The organism is Bradyrhizobium sp. USDA 4353 (genome assembly GCF_054063215.1).
In genome coordinates this window covers 7,019,462-7,035,955 of the sequence record NZ_JBSSGB010000001.1, presented here as the reverse complement: position 1 = coordinate 7,035,955, position 16,494 = coordinate 7,019,462, and the positions used below count along the sequence as shown (strand labels likewise).

At 62.5% G+C, this 16,494-nt stretch carries 13 protein-coding genes and 2 pseudogenes; 12 read left to right on the top strand and 3 right to left on the bottom strand.

Annotated elements, in window-relative coordinates; genetic code table 11:
• The first annotated feature begins 44 nt into the window (after window positions 1–44).
• From trbL to ACVILH_RS31650, 9 genes and pseudogenes are all read left to right on the top strand, one after another.
• Window positions 45–1,256 (top strand): P-type conjugative transfer protein TrbL, encoded by a 1,212-nt coding sequence (trbL, locus tag ACVILH_RS31690; protein ID WP_456716407.1) that lies wholly within the window; start codon window positions 45–47, stop codon window positions 1,254–1,256.
• 1 nt (window position 1,257) lies between these two features.
• Window positions 1,258–1,941, top strand: a pseudogene (trbF, locus tag ACVILH_RS31685) (conjugal transfer protein TrbF).
• Between the two features lie 17 nt (window positions 1,942–1,958).
• Window positions 1,959–2,906: a P-type conjugative transfer protein TrbG gene (trbG, locus tag ACVILH_RS31680; protein ID WP_456717133.1), complete on the top strand. Its 948-nt coding sequence runs from the start codon at window positions 1,959–1,961 to the stop codon at window positions 2,904–2,906.
• Complete coding sequence (locus tag ACVILH_RS31675) at window positions 2,903–4,096, top strand: TrbI/VirB10 family protein (RefSeq protein ID WP_456716406.1); 1,194 nt, start codon at window positions 2,903–2,905, stop codon at window positions 4,094–4,096. The genes trbG and ACVILH_RS31675 overlap by 4 nt, the downstream gene beginning before the upstream one ends.
• A 2-nt stretch (window positions 4,097–4,098) precedes the next feature.
• A complete protein-coding gene (locus tag ACVILH_RS31670; RefSeq protein ID WP_456716405.1) occupies window positions 4,099–4,329 on the top strand; it encodes a DUF2274 domain-containing protein in 231 nt (76 codons plus the stop codon).
• 272 nt (window positions 4,330–4,601) lie between these two features.
• Window positions 4,602–4,961: a hypothetical protein gene (locus ACVILH_RS31665; protein WP_456716404.1), complete on the top strand. Its 360-nt coding sequence runs from the start codon at window positions 4,602–4,604 to the stop codon at window positions 4,959–4,961.
• A gap of 9 nt (window positions 4,962–4,970) precedes the next feature.
• Window positions 4,971–5,420, top strand: coding sequence for a hypothetical protein (locus ACVILH_RS31660; RefSeq protein WP_456716403.1), 450 nt, complete (start codon window positions 4,971–4,973; stop codon window positions 5,418–5,420).
• Between the two features lie 2 nt (window positions 5,421–5,422).
• Window positions 5,423–6,157: an SOS response-associated peptidase gene (locus ACVILH_RS31655; protein WP_456716402.1), complete on the top strand. Its 735-nt coding sequence runs from the start codon at window positions 5,423–5,425 to the stop codon at window positions 6,155–6,157.
• Between the two features lie 118 nt (window positions 6,158–6,275).
• A complete protein-coding gene (locus ACVILH_RS31650; RefSeq protein WP_456716401.1) occupies window positions 6,276–10,772 on the top strand; it encodes a PAS domain S-box protein in 4,497 nt (1,498 codons plus the stop codon).
• Window positions 10,773–10,776: 4 nt separating this feature from the next.
• Here ACVILH_RS31650 and ACVILH_RS31645 read toward each other — a convergent pair whose 3' ends face one another.
• Both ACVILH_RS31645 and ACVILH_RS31640 read right to left on the bottom strand, forming a co-directional pair.
• Complete coding sequence (locus ACVILH_RS31645) at window positions 10,777–10,998, bottom strand: hypothetical protein (RefSeq protein WP_456716400.1); 222 nt, start codon at window positions 10,996–10,998, stop codon at window positions 10,777–10,779.
• A 14-nt stretch (window positions 10,999–11,012) separates the two neighbouring features.
• Entirely contained in the window at window positions 11,013–11,168 is a 156-nt protein-coding gene (locus ACVILH_RS31640; RefSeq protein WP_456716399.1) for a hypothetical protein, read from the bottom strand.
• A 101-nt stretch (window positions 11,169–11,269) separates the two neighbouring features.
• On the opposite strand from ACVILH_RS31640, the gene ACVILH_RS31635 reads away from it, so the two are divergent.
• Window positions 11,270–12,262 carry a hypothetical protein gene (locus ACVILH_RS31635; RefSeq protein ID WP_456716398.1) on the top strand — a complete coding sequence of 331 codons (993 nt, stop codon included), beginning with the start codon at window positions 11,270–11,272 and terminating at the stop codon, window positions 12,260–12,262.
• Window positions 12,263–12,710: 448 nt separating this feature from the next.
• A pseudogene (locus ACVILH_RS31630) lies at window positions 12,711–14,047 on the top strand (MFS transporter).
• Between the two features lie 296 nt (window positions 14,048–14,343).
• Here the strand turns inward: ACVILH_RS31630 and ACVILH_RS31625 are convergent.
• Complete coding sequence (locus tag ACVILH_RS31625) at window positions 14,344–15,234, bottom strand: LysR family transcriptional regulator (protein ID WP_456716397.1); 891 nt, start codon at window positions 15,232–15,234, stop codon at window positions 14,344–14,346.
• Between the two features lie 164 nt (window positions 15,235–15,398).
• Here ACVILH_RS31625 and ACVILH_RS31620 point away from each other — a divergent pair, with 164 nt between their 5' ends.
• Window positions 15,399–16,466: an alkene reductase gene (locus ACVILH_RS31620; RefSeq protein ID WP_456716396.1), complete on the top strand. Its 1,068-nt coding sequence runs from the start codon at window positions 15,399–15,401 to the stop codon at window positions 16,464–16,466.
• Window positions 16,467–16,494: the final 28 nt, after the last annotated feature.

Here is a 16,494-nt window from a genome sequence, read left to right as displayed (position 1 = left end):
GCCGATCTGCGGATCGCTTTACAGCCAATTGAGGAGATGGCGCGATGACCGGAACGGGCATCATCGACCAATTCCTGGAGACGTTCACCCGGTCGATCGACAGCGGCTTCGGTCTGCTCGGCGGTGAGGTCAGCTATCTCGCGACCACGCTCGTCGCAATCGACGTCACCCTGGCCGCGCTGTTCTGGGCTTGGGGCGGCGAAGACGACGTCATCGCGCGGCTCGTGCGGAAGACCCTGTTCGTCGGTGTGTTCGCCTATCTCATCGGCAACTGGAACAGCCTCGCCCGCGTGATCTTCGAGAGTTTCGCTGCATTGGGGCTGAAGGCGTCTGGCTCGGCGCTGTCGACGGCGGATTTCCTGCGGCCGGGCAAGATTGCGCAGGTCGGCCTCGACGCTGGGCGTCCCCTCCTGCAGGCGATCTCGAGCCTGATGGGCTATGTCAGCTTCTTCGAGAACTTCGTTCAGATCGCAGTTCTCCTGTTTGCCTGGGTGGTCGTGCTGCTCGCCTTCTTCATCCTGGCGATTCAGCTGTTCGTGACGCTGATCGAGTTCAAGCTGACGACACTCGCCGGCTTTGTGCTGATTCCGTTCGGTCTGTTCGGCAAGACCGCGTTCGCGGCAGAGCGGGTGCTCGGCAACGTCATCTCGTCGGGCATCAAGGTCCTCGTGCTTGCCGTGATCTCCGGAATCGGTTCGACCTTGTTCGGGCAGCTGACGCAAGCCGCCGGTGGTGATCCCCCGACGATCGACAGCGCCATGGCTCTGGTACTGGCATCGCTGTCGCTGCTCGGTCTCGGACTGTTCGGACCTGGCATTGCCAATGGTCTGGTTTCGGGCGGGCCGCAATTGGGCGCCGGGAGTGCAGCCGGAGCATCATTGGCTGCAGGCGGTGTTGTCGTCGCCGGTGCTGGGCTGGCGGCAGGAGGTGCGGGGCTCGGTGGTACTGCCTTCTCCGGCTCAGCAAAGGCGGCTGCTTCTCTTCGTTCTGGTGTGTCTAGCGCTTTGCGCGGTGGCATGACCGGAGCTGAGGAGGCGGGGGCGACCACGAGTCCGCTGCGTCAGAGGACAGAGGCGCAGAGCAGCGGCGTTGATGGCTCTCACGGGACTCAGGGCGGCGGCTCGCCCCGTTGGGCGCAACGCATCAAGGCGGCGCGAGCCATTCAACAGGGCACATCCACGACCACGCAGGCCGTGCGCAACGCCGAGCAAGGCGGGCATGGCGGCTCGGTCGATCTCTCCGAGGGGAAATCCTGACATGTTCAAGCGTCCATCCGTCCACTATGGCCGTACGCCCGGGCCCGTAACGCCATATCAGAAGGCGGCTCAGGTTTGGGACGAGCGCATTGGTTCGGCGCGCGTCCAGGCTAGGAATTGGCGGCTGATGGCGTTCGGCAGCCTTGGACTCGCGGCTGGCTTTGCTTCCGCGCTCGTCTGGTAGTCGACGCGCGGCACGGTGACACCTTGGGTGGTCGAGGTCGGTCATCTCGGCGAGGTCCAGCGCGTGGACCCGGCCATCGCTGACTACAAGCCGACCGATCCGCAAGTCGCCTTCCACCTCGCCCGCTTCATCGAGGATGTGAGGGGCCTGCCGGCCGACGGCATCGTGCTGCGCCAGAACTGGCTGCGCGCTTACGACTTTACGACCGATCGTGGAGCGGCGGCGCTCAATGACTATGCGCGCTCCAACGATCCCTTCACGCGGCTCGGTAAGACCCAGGTCTCGGTCGAGGTCTCCAGCGTCATCCGCGCTTCACCCGACAGCTTTCGCATCGCGTGGGTTGAGCGCCGCTATGAGAACGGCGCGCTGAGCGCGACCGAGCGCTGGAGCGCGATCCTCACCATCGTGCTCGCGATGCCCGACAATGCCGACAGGCTGCGGAAGAACCCGCTCGGCGTCTACGTCCATGCCATCAATTGGTCGAAGGAGTTGTCGCAGTGAGCTATCCGATTGCCTGGATGTTGCGAGCCAGATGGATCAACGCGGCCGCGATTGCTGGTGCGCTTGGTGGATGCGCGACGACGACACCGCCGAAGATCAGCTACGATAGCGATGTGCCGCCTCTGGCTGCGCCGCCCGCAATCGTCGACGACAAGCCACGACCGCTGCATTTGCCTCCCGCGTGGAAAGTGTCGCTCGGCGGCAAAGCCGGGGTTAAGGAGGAAGCAGAGCCGCTCGATCGTGTCGAGATGGCCAACCGCGCGGCGCGTGTGGAGCCGCGGAAGAGGGGCTATTTCAACGCGGCGCAGATTTATGCCTATAGTCCTGGTGCGCTCTATCAGGTCTATGCCGCGCCCGGGCAGATCACCGACATCATGCTGGAGGAGGGGGAGCAGCTCACGGGATCCGGCCCGGTCTCGGCTGGCGACACCGTTCGCTGGGTCGTCGGTGACACCGAGAGCGGCGCCGGCGAGACCCGCCGCGTGCACATTCTGGTCAAGCCGACCCGCCCGGCGATCGAAACCAATCTCGTCGTCAACACCGACCGGCGGACCTATCTGATCGAGCTCCGGTCGCGCGAAAAACCCTATATGCCGGCCGTCGCCTGGTACTATCCGCAGGATGCCAAGGTCCGTACGCAACAATCCGCCTTGAGGCCGGAGTTGCCCGATTCGGCGCAGCGGCATCTTCGCTATCGCATAGAGGGCGATGATCCGCCGTGGAAGCCGGTGAACGCCTATGACGATGGACGCAAGGTCTACATCGAGTTCGCCCGCGGCATCGTTCAGGGTGAATTGCCGCCGCTGTTCGTGATCGGCGCGGACGGCTCTCCGGAGATCGTCAACTACCGGACCTTCCGCAACGTGATCATCGTCGATCGGCTGTTTGCCGCGGCTGAGCTGCGTCTGGGTGGCGAGCAGCAGCAGAAGGTCCGGATCGTCAGAACCGACGGAGCGTCCCAATGACCAGTCCGGAGGAGAGCGCCTCAGTCGCGCCAATGATCTCTGCAGCTGCAGACCAGCGTGCACAGCAGATGCGACTGAAGGGTGATCCGCCGCCGGTCACGCGGCTGTCGCGTAAGGTGTTGGCGGGAGGGAGCGCCGTGGTTCTGCTCTTGATTGGCGGCGGCTTCATCTGGGCTTTGCAGACCAGCAGATCACGCCCAGCAGGTTCAGGTGAGCTCTACAATACGGAGCATCACGACGTGGCGGATGGCGTGTCGGCCTTGCCGCGCGACTACGCCAGCGTGGCAAAGGACGTACCCGTTCTTGGTCCGCCGCTGCCCGGTGATCTCGGCCGGCCGATCCTGGCCGCTCAAGGACAGACACCTAGTGTAATGCCCGACCAGGACCAGCAGCGGCGGGAGCAGGAGACTGAGGCCGCCCGCGTCAGCCGGCTGTTCGCAACCACCAGCGCCCGCGAGACCCAGCCGCCAGCGACCGCGTCTGGTGATCGGCCGGTTGTTGCATCAGGCGCTGACGATGCGTTTGCCCAGAATGGACAAGAGCGAAAGCTCGCGTTCGTGAATGCGCCTGTCGACCGCCGTACGACAAGCCTAGATCGCGTGACGAGGCCCGCATCGCCTTACGTGGTGCAGGCCGGGACCGTCATTCCGGGGGCCCTCATCACAGGAATCCGCTCAGATCTCCCCGGGCAAATCACGGCGCAAGTCACCGAGAACATCTTCGATACGCCTTCGGGACGGGTCCTCTTAGTCCCGCAAGGAGCTCGGCTGATCGGAGCCTATGATAGCCAGGTAACCGCCGGCCAAGCGCGCGTGCTCCTGGTTTGGACCCGGCTGATCATGCCGAATGGCCGATCGATCGTGCTCGAGCGGCAGCAAGGAGCGGACGTTGGCGGCTATTCTGGGCTGTCGGACGAGGTCGACAATCACTGGAGGCAACTTGCCGGAGCGGCGCTGCTATCGACATTGCTGTCCGTGGGCAGCGAGGTGAATGCTGGCACGAATCCGAACACAAATAATGCGACGATCCTTCAGGCGCTGCGCCAAGGGTTCGGCAACGCAGTGAGCCAGACGGGTCAGCAGCTCGTACGTCAGCAGATGAACGTTCAGCCGACTTTGACCGTCAGGCCTGGCTTTCCTGTGCGGGTGATCGTCAATCGTGATCTCGTATTGGAGCCCTATCGAGGATAGCCATGTCATCGATCTTGAAGATTACGGCGCTGCCCAATGAGAAACCCGTGAAGCTCACGATAGAGCTGCCGGCTTCAGTGCATCGCGATCTCTTGGCTTATGCGCAGCTGATCGTGCCGCAGACCGGCAAAGCAGAGCAGGAGCTGCCTAACCTGATGGTGGCGATGGTGACGCGGTTCATGGCAACGGATCGTGCGTTCTTGAAAAAGAGACGCACTTCAGATCGCGGTTGACTGCCGGCGTGCCGGCTCTGGCGGGCCGCATAGACGAATACGTCACCACAGCGCTGGAGGCGTCGAATGGCAGAGGGCCATCACTGAAAGGAGGTCTCCGACAGAGGCTGCCTGCGGCCTCCTTGTTCCGAATTGCGGGCTGCTCAGCGCCCTGAACTCACCGACCCTCCGGGCAGCGGTGCAAAGACTCGACTCTATGTTCATGTTGTGTTCTCATCGTGGTCATGACGACCGACCGCCCTGCCAGCTGGCGCATGCCGACGCGGAGACAGATGGACCAGCTTGCCCTCCACGTCGGCAGGAAGGCCCCTCCGGCGCGCGGGCTCGCCCCAAACGACGACCTGCCGCCGGAATACTGGGAGGCGCTCCTGGAGGCCGCCGGCGCCAGCGGCGACCAAGGGGACCCTGCTGCGTCCGGACGACTGCTTCGACTCAATCAGGTGCCCGATCACGTGCTGCGCGTCGGCTGTCGGCGCTGCGGCCGAACCGTCGAGATCCAGAAGGCCGATGCCGTCCGGCTTTACGGTCCAGAGTCCGTCTGGCGGGACGTGGGCCAGCGCTTGCTCGACGACACCTGCACGCAGAGAACGGGACGCCACGAAGAGGACGGCTGCTGGCCGTCGTTCGGCTGAGCCGGCTGGATGGCGCCCAACCGTCACCCGACGCCGCTCAGCGGAGGCGACCGCAAGGCGTTGCAGAAGGAGCTCGGCCGGGCGCGCGCAATGACGGCCATCCTCGCCGAGCAGGCCGCCGAAGCACGGGCCGAGGGCGAGGCGCTGATCCGCAAGGCCGACAAGCTTCTCTGCGAAAGCTGGAACGAGCGGATGTGGGCCAACGGCGGCCCGGTCGACCCGTCGCCAGCGATCGACCAGGCGATCAACGGCGGCTATGCGTGGCTCGAGATCGCGTGCTCCCGTTGTAAGGCGCGGCGGGAGGTCGACTTGGCCACGCTGCGCCATCCGCCGACCACGTTTGTCCACGACCTGGCTGGCCGGCTCCGGTGCAGCCGGTGTGCGGGGGCCAATCGCCGGCCGCCTGCGACGCTGGTACAACTGGCGCAGCGCCCCCGCCAGGCCGCTCCGGAGACCTGACGATGTGCAATCTCTACTCGATGACCAAGAACGCCGACGCCATCCGGCGGCTGTTCGGAGTGCAGCCGGGGAACGACCACACCGGCAACCTGCCGTCCATGCCGGGCATCTTCCCGGACTACCCGGCGCCGATCGTCCGCAACTCGGCGGCCGGCCTGGAGCTTGCGATGGCGAGGTGGGGCATGCCGTCCTCGGCAAAGGCGCTGATGGATGCGACCAAGAAGCGGGCCGAGAAGCTTGAAGCCAAGGGCAAGACCGTTGATTTCAAGGAGCTGTTGCGGCTCGAGCCGGACAGCGGGACGACCAACATCCGCAACGTCAACAGCGCGCACTGGAAGCGCTGGCTCGGCCCCGACCACCGGTGCCTGGTCCCGTTCACCTCGTTCTCCGAGTACGACACGATCGACGGCAAGAAGGTGCCCGTCTGGTTCGCCGCCGACGAGAGCCGGCCATTGCTGGCGTTCGCCGGCCTCTGGACGGCCTGGACATCGGTCCGCAAAGCCAAGGAGGGCGAGGTCACGATCGACGTGTATGGTTTCCTGACCTGTGAGCCGAACGCCGAGGTCGGCGCCGTGCACCCGAAGGCAATGCCGGTGATCCTGACCACCTCCGAGGAATTCGACGCCTGGCTGCGCGGCCCGTGGGACGAGGCCAAGGCGCTGCAGCGGCCGTTGCCGGACGGGGCGTTGAAGATCGTCGCCCGCGGCGTGAAGGAGGATCCTGTGCCGGCCACTTAGTCTGTAAGAGCTAGCCGCCACGTAACAGGGGCCGCCAAACATGACTTCGCGACACAAGAGCAGCCGCAGAAAGCGAGTTCCAGGTTTCTCCTCGGCCGCTTCCGTGCCTTAATCGGGCATGGACATCGGGTCGACCACCGACGATTTGAAGCGCCGCCTGGCGGACGCTGAAGCGACCATTTCCAGTCTGCACCGCCTGCTGCTAGATAGCTGGGTTCAAGCTACTTGGGAGACCGACGCCTTTGGCGTGGTCATCGCCGACAGCCCAAGCTGGCGCGCCTACACTGGCCAAACGCTGGCTGAGTGGCTTGGTTACGGCTGGCTCGACGCCATCCATCCCGACGACCGCCCGTTTGCCGAGAGGCAGTGGCGAGAGGCGATGACTGCATGCCGGGTTGTGGATGCGGAGTTTCGCCTTCGTGCTCCTGACGGCGGTTGGCGCTGGACCAATGTCCGCGCCGCGCCGGTGCTCGACGAGCACGGAAGCATAGAGAAATGGGCGGGCGTCAACATCGACATCGACGCCCGCAAGCGCGTCGAGCTGGCGCTGCGGGAAAGCGAAGAACGCCATTCGTTCTTGGTGCGCTTCTCCGACGCGGTGCGCGGGCTTGCAGATCCAGTGGCGGTGGCGACCACCGCCTGCCGCATGCTGCTCGAACAATTGAAAGTCGACCATGCGCATTGGGCAGAGGTCGACAGGGCGACGGAGGAGTTCGTCACCGTCGGGGCGGTCCATTCGCCGGGCGTGCTCCCCATCGAGGGCCGCTTTTCGCTTAAGGCGTGGGAGCCGTATAGCGCCTCGCATCGCTCGGGCCGTTCGGTTGTCGTCAATGATACGCAGACCGACCCGCGCTCCGACGGATCTATGCGCGCGACTGCCGCCAGCATGGACATCGGCGCGGACCTCGCCACCCCCGTGCTCGTGAAAGGACATCTTGCAGGCGTCCTCTCGGTGAAGCGGCGCCAACCGCACCGTTGGACGAGCGAGGAGATCGCGCTTGTAGAATGCGTCGCGGGTCGCTGCGGGGCCGAAGTGGAGCGCGCCCGAGTCGAGGCGGGGCTGCGCGCCAGTGAGGACAAGTACCGCACCTTGTTCGAGAGCATCGACGAGGGGTTTTGCGTCTTGGAAATGATGTACGACGAGGGGGGAGCGCCGCGGGATTGCCGCTACGTCCAGGTCAATCCGGCCTTTCTCAAGCAGACCGGACAAAAAGATCCCACCGGCAAGCTTGGCAGCGAATACGTGCCGGCTTCGGCTCCGTTGTGGCTTGCGACCTATGATGCCGTCGTTCGCTCTGGCGAGCCGGTCCGATTCGAGCAATTCCATCCCGACAGCGGTCGGTGGTACTCCGTCTACGCGTCCATCATTGGAGAGCGGGGCAGCCGCCTGGTCGCCAGCGTGTTCGCCGACATCACCCAGCGCAAGCGCGCCGAGACTTCCCTGCGCGAGAGCGAGGAGCGCCAGGCGTTCCTGCTGAAGCTCTCCGACGCCGTCCGACCACTCGCCGATCCGGCCGACATCCAAGGCGAGACCACCCGTCTGCTGCGCGAACAGCTGAACGCGGGCTGGTGCTACTACGTCGACTGGGATCAGGACCGCAAAACCGGACTGGTGCTCCGCGACAGCGCGCGCGATGGGCTTCCTTCGCTTAGAGGCGCGCACGACGTTTCGGATGCGCCCGAGTTTTTTCAGATTCTGGCTAAGGGCGCTGTGCTGATGGTCCGCGACTACGCCAGCTACGAGCACCTTCCAACGCGCATCCGTGAGAACTTCACCGCCTTGGGTTTTCGGTCGATGATGCTGGCTCCCCTGCTGAAGGAGGGCAAGCTGATCGCCTCGCTGCTCGTCGGCGACAGCGAGATCCGGGAATGGTCCGCAAGCGAGGCATCACTTCTCATCGAGGTCGCCGAGCGAACCTGGGCCGCGATCGAACGCGCGCATGCCGAGACGGCGCTACGGAAGAGCGAAGAGAGGTATCGTTCGCTCTTCGAAACGATGGATCAAGGTTATAGCCTGAATGAGGTCATCCGTGACGCCCAAGGGCGCGCAATTGACATTCGTTATCTCGAGCACAATCCGGCGCTGGAGCGACTAACAGGCGTTCCGGCGAGCGAAGCTATCGGCCGATTGGCGAGCGAAGTATTTCCCGGCCTCGACCGATTTTGGATCGAGGTCGTAGATCGCGTCGTGACGACCGGGGAGCGCGAGCAGGTCGAGCACGAACTCAGCTCAAATGGACGCTGGTATCAATCCAAGTTTTACGCGGCAGGAGGCGATTGCTGCGTATCGCTGTTCGACGATATTACTGAACGTAAGAAGGCTGAAGCAGTGCAGCGCGAAAGCGAGGAGCGGCAGGAGTTTCTGCTGAAGTTCTCCGACTCGCTACGCGCTCAACCGGACATAGACGCGATTGCCTATCGCGCCGTCGGTTTGCTTTCTGAGCAACTGGGACTCGATCGCTGCTACATCACTTACTATCGACCCGATCAGGACGAAGCGGATTTTCCGTACCAGGTCGGCAACACGACGGTTCCTCCTCTTCCGCCCAAGGTGAGACTCTCGGACTTTCCGGAGGCCTACGAGCAGGTGCTCCAAAAGACGTTCGTGGTCGAGGACGACTTCGAAAGGCGCGGCCTGTCCGAAGCCGAACGCGCGAACAGCAAGGCATTGGGCATGAGGGCGATGGTGGCGTCGACCATTCGAAAGGGAGAGCGAAACCCGCTGTCATCGATGGCCGCCGTTTCATCCCGGCCGCGCAGGTGGACGGCCGGTGAGATTGCACTGGTCGAGGAAGCTGCGGAGCGAACCTGGGCTGCCATGGAGCACGCGCGCGCCGATGAAGAGTTGCGCGAGAGCGAGAGCCGCTTCCAGCAGTTCGCCGACGCCTCCTCCGGTGTGCTGTGGGTGCGAGACGCCGCTACGCTCGATATGGAATATGTCAGCCGCGGCGCCTCGACGATTTACGGGGTCAGGCCTGCCAACCTGCTAGGTGACATCAGCATTTGGGCAGCGCTGGTTGTGCCAGACGACCGCGAAGCCACCCTCTCGCATATCGAGCGCATTCGCGGGGGCGAAATCGAGCTCCATGAGTTCCGCATCCAGCGCCCGTCCGACCAGGCGTTTCGCTGGGTGCGCAACACCGGCTTTCCGTTGTTGGACGCAGACGGCAACGTAGAGCGGATAGGCGGCATCTTCGAGGATTTTACGGACGCCAAGTTGGCTGTCGAGCACCAAGCGATCCTCCTGGCGGAGTTGCAGCACCGGGTGCGCAACATCATGGCGGTCGTTCGCTCGATCGCCGCTCGCAGCGGCGAAAGAGCCGGCAGCGTGATCGAGTACGGCGAGCTACTTGCGGGCCGCTTGCTTGCGCTTTCGAGAGTGCAGACGCTCCTGACCCGCGCTGCAAATGTGAGAGTAAACCTCCGCTCTATCATCCTGGACGAGGTCAGCATCCAGGCGCAGCACGAAGGCCAATATGAAGTCGCCGGCCCGGACATCGAGATTTCCCCGAAGGCCGCCGAGGTTCTCACCCTGGCGCTCCATGAACTGTCCACCAACGCCTTGAAATACGGCGCGCTATCACTTTCCGAAGGCAAGGTTTCGATCCGCTGGGAAATCGTCGATAAGAACGGCACACCCTGGCTGTCGCTGGACTGGATGGAAATGGGGGCGCCAGCCGCCCCTACAACGGATAACCCGCGCCGCCGAGGTTTCGGGAGCGAGTTGATCGAGGGCCGCATTCCCTATGAACTCAAGGGGCGAGGCAGACTTGTCATCGGACAGGGCGGCGCGGAATGCCATCTCGAATTTCCGCTGAAGGTCGGCGCCAGCATCCTGGAGACCGGCGCTCCGCAACGGGCAACGGTGTTCGGAGGAGCATTGGACATGACAGGTGAGCCCGATCTCGACGGAGTTTCTATCCTTGTCGTCGAGGACGACTACTATCTCGCCACCGACGCGACCCGCGCCTTGCGCGGCGCTAGAGCGGAGGTTCTGGGGCCGTGCTCGTCGGAAGAAGAGGCGCGGGAAGAGTTGTCCAAGCGGCGCCCCCACGCGGTGCTGCTGGACATCAATCTCGGGTCTGGGCCAACGTTCAAGCTCGCGGAGCAACTGAAGGACAATGGAGTCCCCTTCGTGTTCGTCACAGGCTACGATCAGGCCGTCATTCCGGCAGAGTTCGACGCCATCAGTCGCCTGGAGAAGCCGATACAACTTCGCCGCCTCGCCGGAGCGATCTCTAAGCTGCTGTCGGACGGGAGAAACCCGGCACTCAAGGCCGCAGCAGAGGCTCCCGCCAGCCAGACCGCTGCTCGAGCGAACATCGACCGCTTCCTCGACGCGCTGGACGGCGAGAACGACGGGTCCATCCTTCACAGGCTGATCCTCGAGGAGGAGAGGAAACTGGCTCGAGATGCCGAGCACCTCGACTTCGCGGAAAGCAGGACGGCGCGCTTCCGCAAGCGCTACGACCGATTGAGCAGTTGGCGCGATGGCTTCGCAGCCGGGACTGCCGCCCGGGAGCAGGCAGACCGCGTGGTCGCCTCTTCCCTCGACACGCTCCAGTCCATGGAAAGGTTCTGCCGGCAGCTCCGTGAGGGTAACTTCCCGGTCTGAAGGTCTAGTCCCGAGGGCGTAGCCGACCGACACGGTCGCCTACCTCCAGAATGGACGGATGCCCCAGGCGTCCGGCAACTGCGGCCAGGGCTTGGCCACAGCTTTCGGGCTTGAAGAACACCGGCACGTCCCAATACTCGCGCGGGATGAAGGTCTCGTCGTAGCCCGTCAGCAGGGCTATCGGAACCCGCTTGGATCGCAGGTGATCTAGCAGCGGATAGACCATTTCGCCGCCAAGATTCACGTCGAGTATGGCCCGTCCGCCTCCGCGAGGTGTTCCTCCGCCTCTCCGACGCTCCCGAAGGGGCCGATCACCCTGAATCCGCAGGCCTCGACCAGCTTTGCGCAGTCGTCGGCTTGCAAATACTCGTCTTCGACGACCAGGATGCTCTTCATCACGTTCCCTCTTTCATCGACAACATCTGCGGGAGGCGAAAGTGCCTAGTTGAATCCCCGCGGCGCGGGTCCGCCGATCCTAGTCGTCACGGAGAGGATGTGTGACCTCGAAGCGAATGACGACGCTCAGACCGCTGGGGCCGAACTCCCTCACGATTTCACCGGAGGGCAACCGTTTGGGCTACCGGGTCACGGTTGTCGAGCTTGCACCCGGACTTCGTAAAGGTGGAACGCCGGTCGACATCGAAGGCGAGACCATCACCATCCTCAAACGAATGGGCATGTTAGAAGCCGTTCGGGCCAAGACGCTTCCCCCGCGCGCGTTGGAATTTAAGGACGTCCAAGATCATACGCTTGGCGGCTTCGGTGTTGAGACTGATCCGGATGCTGCGCCGCCTTCTCGTTTCGAGATACACCGCGATGATCTGTCGGATATCCTCTTCGCCGGGATCGATGGGGCGGTCGAGCTTCGGTTCGGCCGATCGATCAAGCGCCTGGAGGATAGTCCTGGCGGCGTTATGGTCACGCTCGACGATGGATCACATCATGCTTTTGCGCTCGTGTTTGGCTGCGATGGCAATCGCTCCAACACCAGAAAGCTGGTGTTCGGCGACGAAAAAAATTTCACTTACTTCATGGGAGGCTATGTCTACCTGAAGGTCGTGCAGGAGACCGGACTTCTGCCACCTAATGTATCGCAGGTATACAGCGTGCCCGGACTGACAACGATGTTGAACGGCTATGACGACCGCACCGACATCGCCTTTGCTTTTCGGACGGAAAGCGAAATCGAATACGACTATCGCAACCGCGCGCAGCAGCGCGCGATGATCCGCGACCATTTCGCTGGACTGGGCTGGAAAGTACCAGCTGCCTTGAACCTTATGAGCACCGACGATGATTTCTATTTCGACAGGGTCAACCAGATTCGGATGCCTACGTGGTCGAAAGGACGGATCGTGCTGGTGGGAGACGCGCGGATATTGCGTTTCCCCGCTGGCAGGCATGGGCGGCTCAATGGCGATCGTCGGCGCAGGGCGGCTTGCCGAATCATTGGAGCGACACGGCAACGACCACGCTGCCGCGTTCCTTGAGTATTACGACAAGCTCCACGCTTTTGTCGATGACGTTCAAAAGCGGGCCGCCACCGAGGGCATGGCAATGATATTTCCTGCCAGCGAGGCCGAAATTTTGGAGCGTGACAGAAAGCTTCGTGCCGGCGAGCAGGAAATGTAAGCCCGCTACCACACAACCAAGGGGCACGCGACAGAACCGATCCGAGTGTTTCCCAGTTGATGTGCGCCTTGGGTCACAAGCGAGCGTCGTCCGCCCGCCCTGGAAGATTCCGCAGAAAGCCTAAAGGTCCACATCGCCATCTGACGATAGGTATATGTCTCAGCTAGGGCTACGACCCACAGGGGCCACTCAAGGCCAAAATGAGCGACATTTTCCACAAAGGTGACCTGATTGTCCGAAGTTGAAGCCCCAGTCTCTGAAGGGCGCGCATCCGTCTATGCATCCCGTTTGACACTCATCTCGGCCATGATGGGCGTTGTTCTCGTGTCCGTCGACGTCTCCGTCGTGAACGTCGCTATTGATGCGCTTAAGCGTTCCCTTGACGTGCAGATGATCGGTCTGCAATGGATTCTTAACGTCTACACCCTCGCCTACGCCGTATTCCTGCTGAGCGCCGGGGCTCTCAGCGACCGCATTGGCGCCCGAGCTACGTTCCTGTTAGGTCTTGCCGCCTTTACCCTGTCGTCGCTCGCGTGCGGGCTCGCACCTTCCTTCTTCGCGCTTCTGGCTGCCCGCACGGTGCAGGGAATGGGAGCTGCACTCCTGGTCCCATCGGCAATGGCGCTTCTGCAGCAGACATTTCCGGACGAAAAGCAGCGCGCTCGGGCGATAGGCTTGTGGGCTGGGCCGGCAGTCTCGCTCTCGCTGGCGGTCCCGTGCTCGGCGGTGCACTGATTGCACATGTCGGATGGCGCAGCATCTTTCTGATAAATTTGCCGATCGGCTTGGTGGGTACGTGGCTGGTCTTCTCCTACGCTCCTCCCTCGCCCAAGCCGGAGAAACGCGAGATAGATATTGTGGGCCAGCTTGTTGCCGCTCTATCGTTGGCCTGCGTGACCGGTGCGCTCACTCAGGCCGGCGAGTTGGGATGGACTAATCCGTGGATCGGCAGCGGGTTGATCGCGGGCAGCTTACTGTTCGTGGTCTTTCTTCGTATCGAGGCCGGCGCGAAACATCCCATGGTGCCACTCACTCTTTTTCGAGACGCGACGTTTTCAACGGCGATAATTGTCGGCGCTGTGATCAATTTTGTCTTCTACGGACTGGTTTTCGTCTTCAGCCTATTCTTCCAGGCTGTACAGGGTAAATCCGCCTTTGCCACGGGCCTGGCCTTTGTGCCGATGACGGCAATCATCATGCTGGTGAATGTCATCGCCGGACGATTGATCGGGCATCGGGGATTGCGGCCGATCATGCTGGCCGGCCTCCTGGTCGCTGGAGCAGGCTATTCAGCTATGTTGTCAATCGGCGAGGCTTCATCTTACGTCGCAATCGCTCCAACTTTCCTTGCCGCGGGTATCGGCATCGCTCTGGCAGTACCATCCCTGATGGCGGCTGCCATGTCCGGATCTGAACCCGGACGCGCGGGAATCGGCGCCGGCGTCCTGAATTCGGGCCGACAGGTTGGTGGTGCCCTGGGAGTTGCGGTCTTCGGATCCATCATCGCGGCGGCGGGCCCGTCACGCTTCGTTGCAGGCATGCATATTTCAATCGGATTGGCGGCAGCCACGTTATTCGCTGCGAGCGTTGCAGCATTTTTCTTCATTCGACCGACACGATCCGAGCTCCATCCCAGCACGTAAGGGATCGTGGTAAGTCCGCTTTGGATCAATCGCGACGGCTTTGCCCGATCTCTGGCAGGTCCGGTCTACTCCCTCAGAGCTGACTGCGAGATAAGAATTTGTGGAACTGTCTTCTGCGTCGACCCGCTGCGTCATAACGCAATCCGACGTATTCTGCAGTTCGCTCCTCAGATTTTCTCAAGTAGCTCGTGCAGCTACTGGCCAACGCAACCTTTCGCGGTCTCGAAGAGATCATAGACGCTGAAGATGCAGTAATCGTGGGACGCGCGGGGCCCTGCGGAACGTGACGTGGGACCTCACTCGTTTAGGAACGCCGCAAGTTCGTTTGGTGTACCTTTTGGAAAAGACTGCTTGAGATAATCGAGAAATGCCGAGACGCGTGCGCTGAGCAAGCGTCTGGACGGATACAGCGTCCACAGGTTGATGTCGGGCGCGTCTACGTCACCCCAATGTTTCAACTTTCCCGCCGAGAGATCGTGGCTGACGAGAGAAATGGGCAGGCGTCCTGCACCGACTCCAGCGCGCACGGCGTCACGGACCATGATCAACGACGATAGACTAAGCACTGGTTCGATCGCGATTGAGGATGAACCTTTTGACGACTTGATCTTCCAGGTCGACCGATCGATCGTTGACCGAACGACGGCCCGAACGGTCGTGCCGTCGCGTGGTCTTGTCATCTCAGGACTTGCTACGACCACCAGCCGGTCCTGTAGAAAAACGCGGCCGACGAGGTTTTCGTCCGGGTCCGGGTTCACGCGGATCACGAGGTCGTAGCCTTCCTCGATCATGTCGACGGACCGGTCTTCGGTTGTCACCTCGAGTCTGACGTCCGGATACTTCTTGGCAAAACCGGCGGCGAGCTTGCCCATGGCCGTTTGCGAGAAGAGCAGCGGAGCGCTGATCCGCAACCTTCCCCGCGGACGCTCAGCACCCGACGCGATAGCCGCAGCCGTTTCCTCGAGTTCGGCCAACAGCATGCCGGCGCGCTCATGCAATGCCTTGCCTTCTTCGGTGAGCTTGAGTGTTCGCGTTCCTCGTTCAAATAGGCGCAGCTCGAGGGTCGCTTCCAATTCCGCTACTCGCCGCGACAGCGTGGCCTTGGGACGACCGGCGGCACGCGAGGCGCGACCGAAGCCGCCATGACGCGCGACCAGGTTGAAATCGGCTAAGGCCAGCAAATCCATTCGTTCCACTCTTGAGACAGACTGTCCATATATAGCGCCTATCGGCCTGAAGTGGATCACTATTATCGAGACCGAACGGAGCCATCGCCGGCTCCATCCCGGCGTCGCACAGCAACGCGTCATCGGACGCAACAATATTTTCCGCTCAATCAGGGAGATGACAAATGTCTGAAGTCTGGACCCCAATCAAGGTCGGCAACATGCAGCTGCCGCACCGCCTCGCGATGGCGCCCATGACCCGCAGCCGGGCGAAGCCGGACGGAACCCCGGGCGACCTGGCGCCAGAATATTATGCTCAGCGTGCGACGATGGGTCTTCTGATCTCCGAGGGCACGCAGCCCTCCGATGACGGGCAGGGCTACTTGGCAACGCCTGGCTCCTACACCGATGCGCATGTGGCTGGCTGGCGCAAGGTCTCTGACGCAGTCCACTCAGCGGGAGGACGCCTGTTCGTCCAATTGATGCACGTTGGCCGCATCTCGCATCCCGAAAACACTCCGCATCACCGCCAACCGGTCGCCCCGTCCCCCATCGCACCCGGCGTTGACATGTTCACGTTGAAGGGAATGCAGCCGATTCCTCAGCCGCGCGAATTGACCACCGCCGAAGTGAAGAGAACCGTGGCCGACTTTGCCCTTGCTGCCAAACGCGCAGTCGAAGCAGGTGCCGATGGGGTCGAAGTTCACGGCGCCAACGGATACCTGGTGCACCAATTCCTCGCGCCGAATTCCAACCATCGCTCCGACGAGTATGGCAGATCGATGCAGAATCGCGCCCGGTTCGCCATCGAGGTGATCCGTGCCATCGCCGATGCGATCGGACCTGAGAGGACGGCGATCCGCTTGTCGCCGGGCATCCCGACCGGTGGCATCGCCGAAGGTACTGACAACGACGATCTCTATCGCTATCTGGCGGCGGAGTTCGACAAGCTCGGGATCGCCTATCTGCACCTGCTCTACGTCCGTGGCGACACTCTGATCAATGACATTCGCAAAGCATTCCACAAGACGCTCATCATCAATCGGCCGGGGCGTCGGCGCGAACAGGTCGGCTCGGACATCGCGGCAGGTCTCGCCGACGTCGAGGCGCTCGGCGTCATGGCGCTGGCCAATCCGGATCTCGTGCATCGACTCAAGATCGGCGCTCCTTTCAACCAAGTGCGGCAGGCCCTGTTCTACGCCGGCGGCGGCGCCGAGGGTTACACGGACTATCCGGCCCTTGATCCTGCGTGAGGAGAGTTGAGTGGGCGAGGACAGTTGA

Bases quoted from the DNA above. Each gene is read 5' to 3' on its own strand.
- ACVILH_RS31625 (WP_456716397.1), bottom strand. From the start codon at position 15,234: ATGGATTTGCTGGCCTTAGCCGATTTCAACCTGGTCGCGCGTCATGGC.
- ACVILH_RS31655 (WP_456716402.1), top strand. From the start codon at position 5,423: ATGTGCAATCTCTACTCGATGACCAAGAACGCCGACGCCATCCGGCGG.
- trbL (WP_456716407.1), top strand. From the start codon at position 45: ATGACCGGAACGGGCATCATCGACCAATTCCTGGAGACGTTCACCCGG.
- trbG (WP_456717133.1), top strand. From the start codon at position 1,959: ATGTTGCGAGCCAGATGGATCAACGCGGCCGCGATTGCTGGTGCGCTT.
- ACVILH_RS31665 (WP_456716404.1), top strand. From the start codon at position 4,602: ATGGACCAGCTTGCCCTCCACGTCGGCAGGAAGGCCCCTCCGGCGCGC.
- ACVILH_RS31670 (WP_456716405.1), top strand. From the start codon at position 4,099: ATGTCATCGATCTTGAAGATTACGGCGCTGCCCAATGAGAAACCCGTG.
- ACVILH_RS31675 (WP_456716406.1), top strand. From the start codon at position 2,903: ATGACCAGTCCGGAGGAGAGCGCCTCAGTCGCGCCAATGATCTCTGCA.
- ACVILH_RS31645 (WP_456716400.1), bottom strand. From the start codon at position 10,998: ATGGTCTATCCGCTGCTAGATCACCTGCGATCCAAGCGGGTTCCGATA.
- ACVILH_RS31650 (WP_456716401.1), top strand. From the start codon at position 6,276: ATGGACATCGGGTCGACCACCGACGATTTGAAGCGCCGCCTGGCGGAC.
- ACVILH_RS31640 (WP_456716399.1), bottom strand. From the start codon at position 11,168: ATGAAGAGCATCCTGGTCGTCGAAGACGAGTATTTGCAAGCCGACGAC.
- ACVILH_RS31620 (WP_456716396.1), top strand. From the start codon at position 15,399: ATGTCTGAAGTCTGGACCCCAATCAAGGTCGGCAACATGCAGCTGCCG.
- ACVILH_RS31660 (WP_456716403.1), top strand. From the start codon at position 4,971: ATGGCGCCCAACCGTCACCCGACGCCGCTCAGCGGAGGCGACCGCAAG.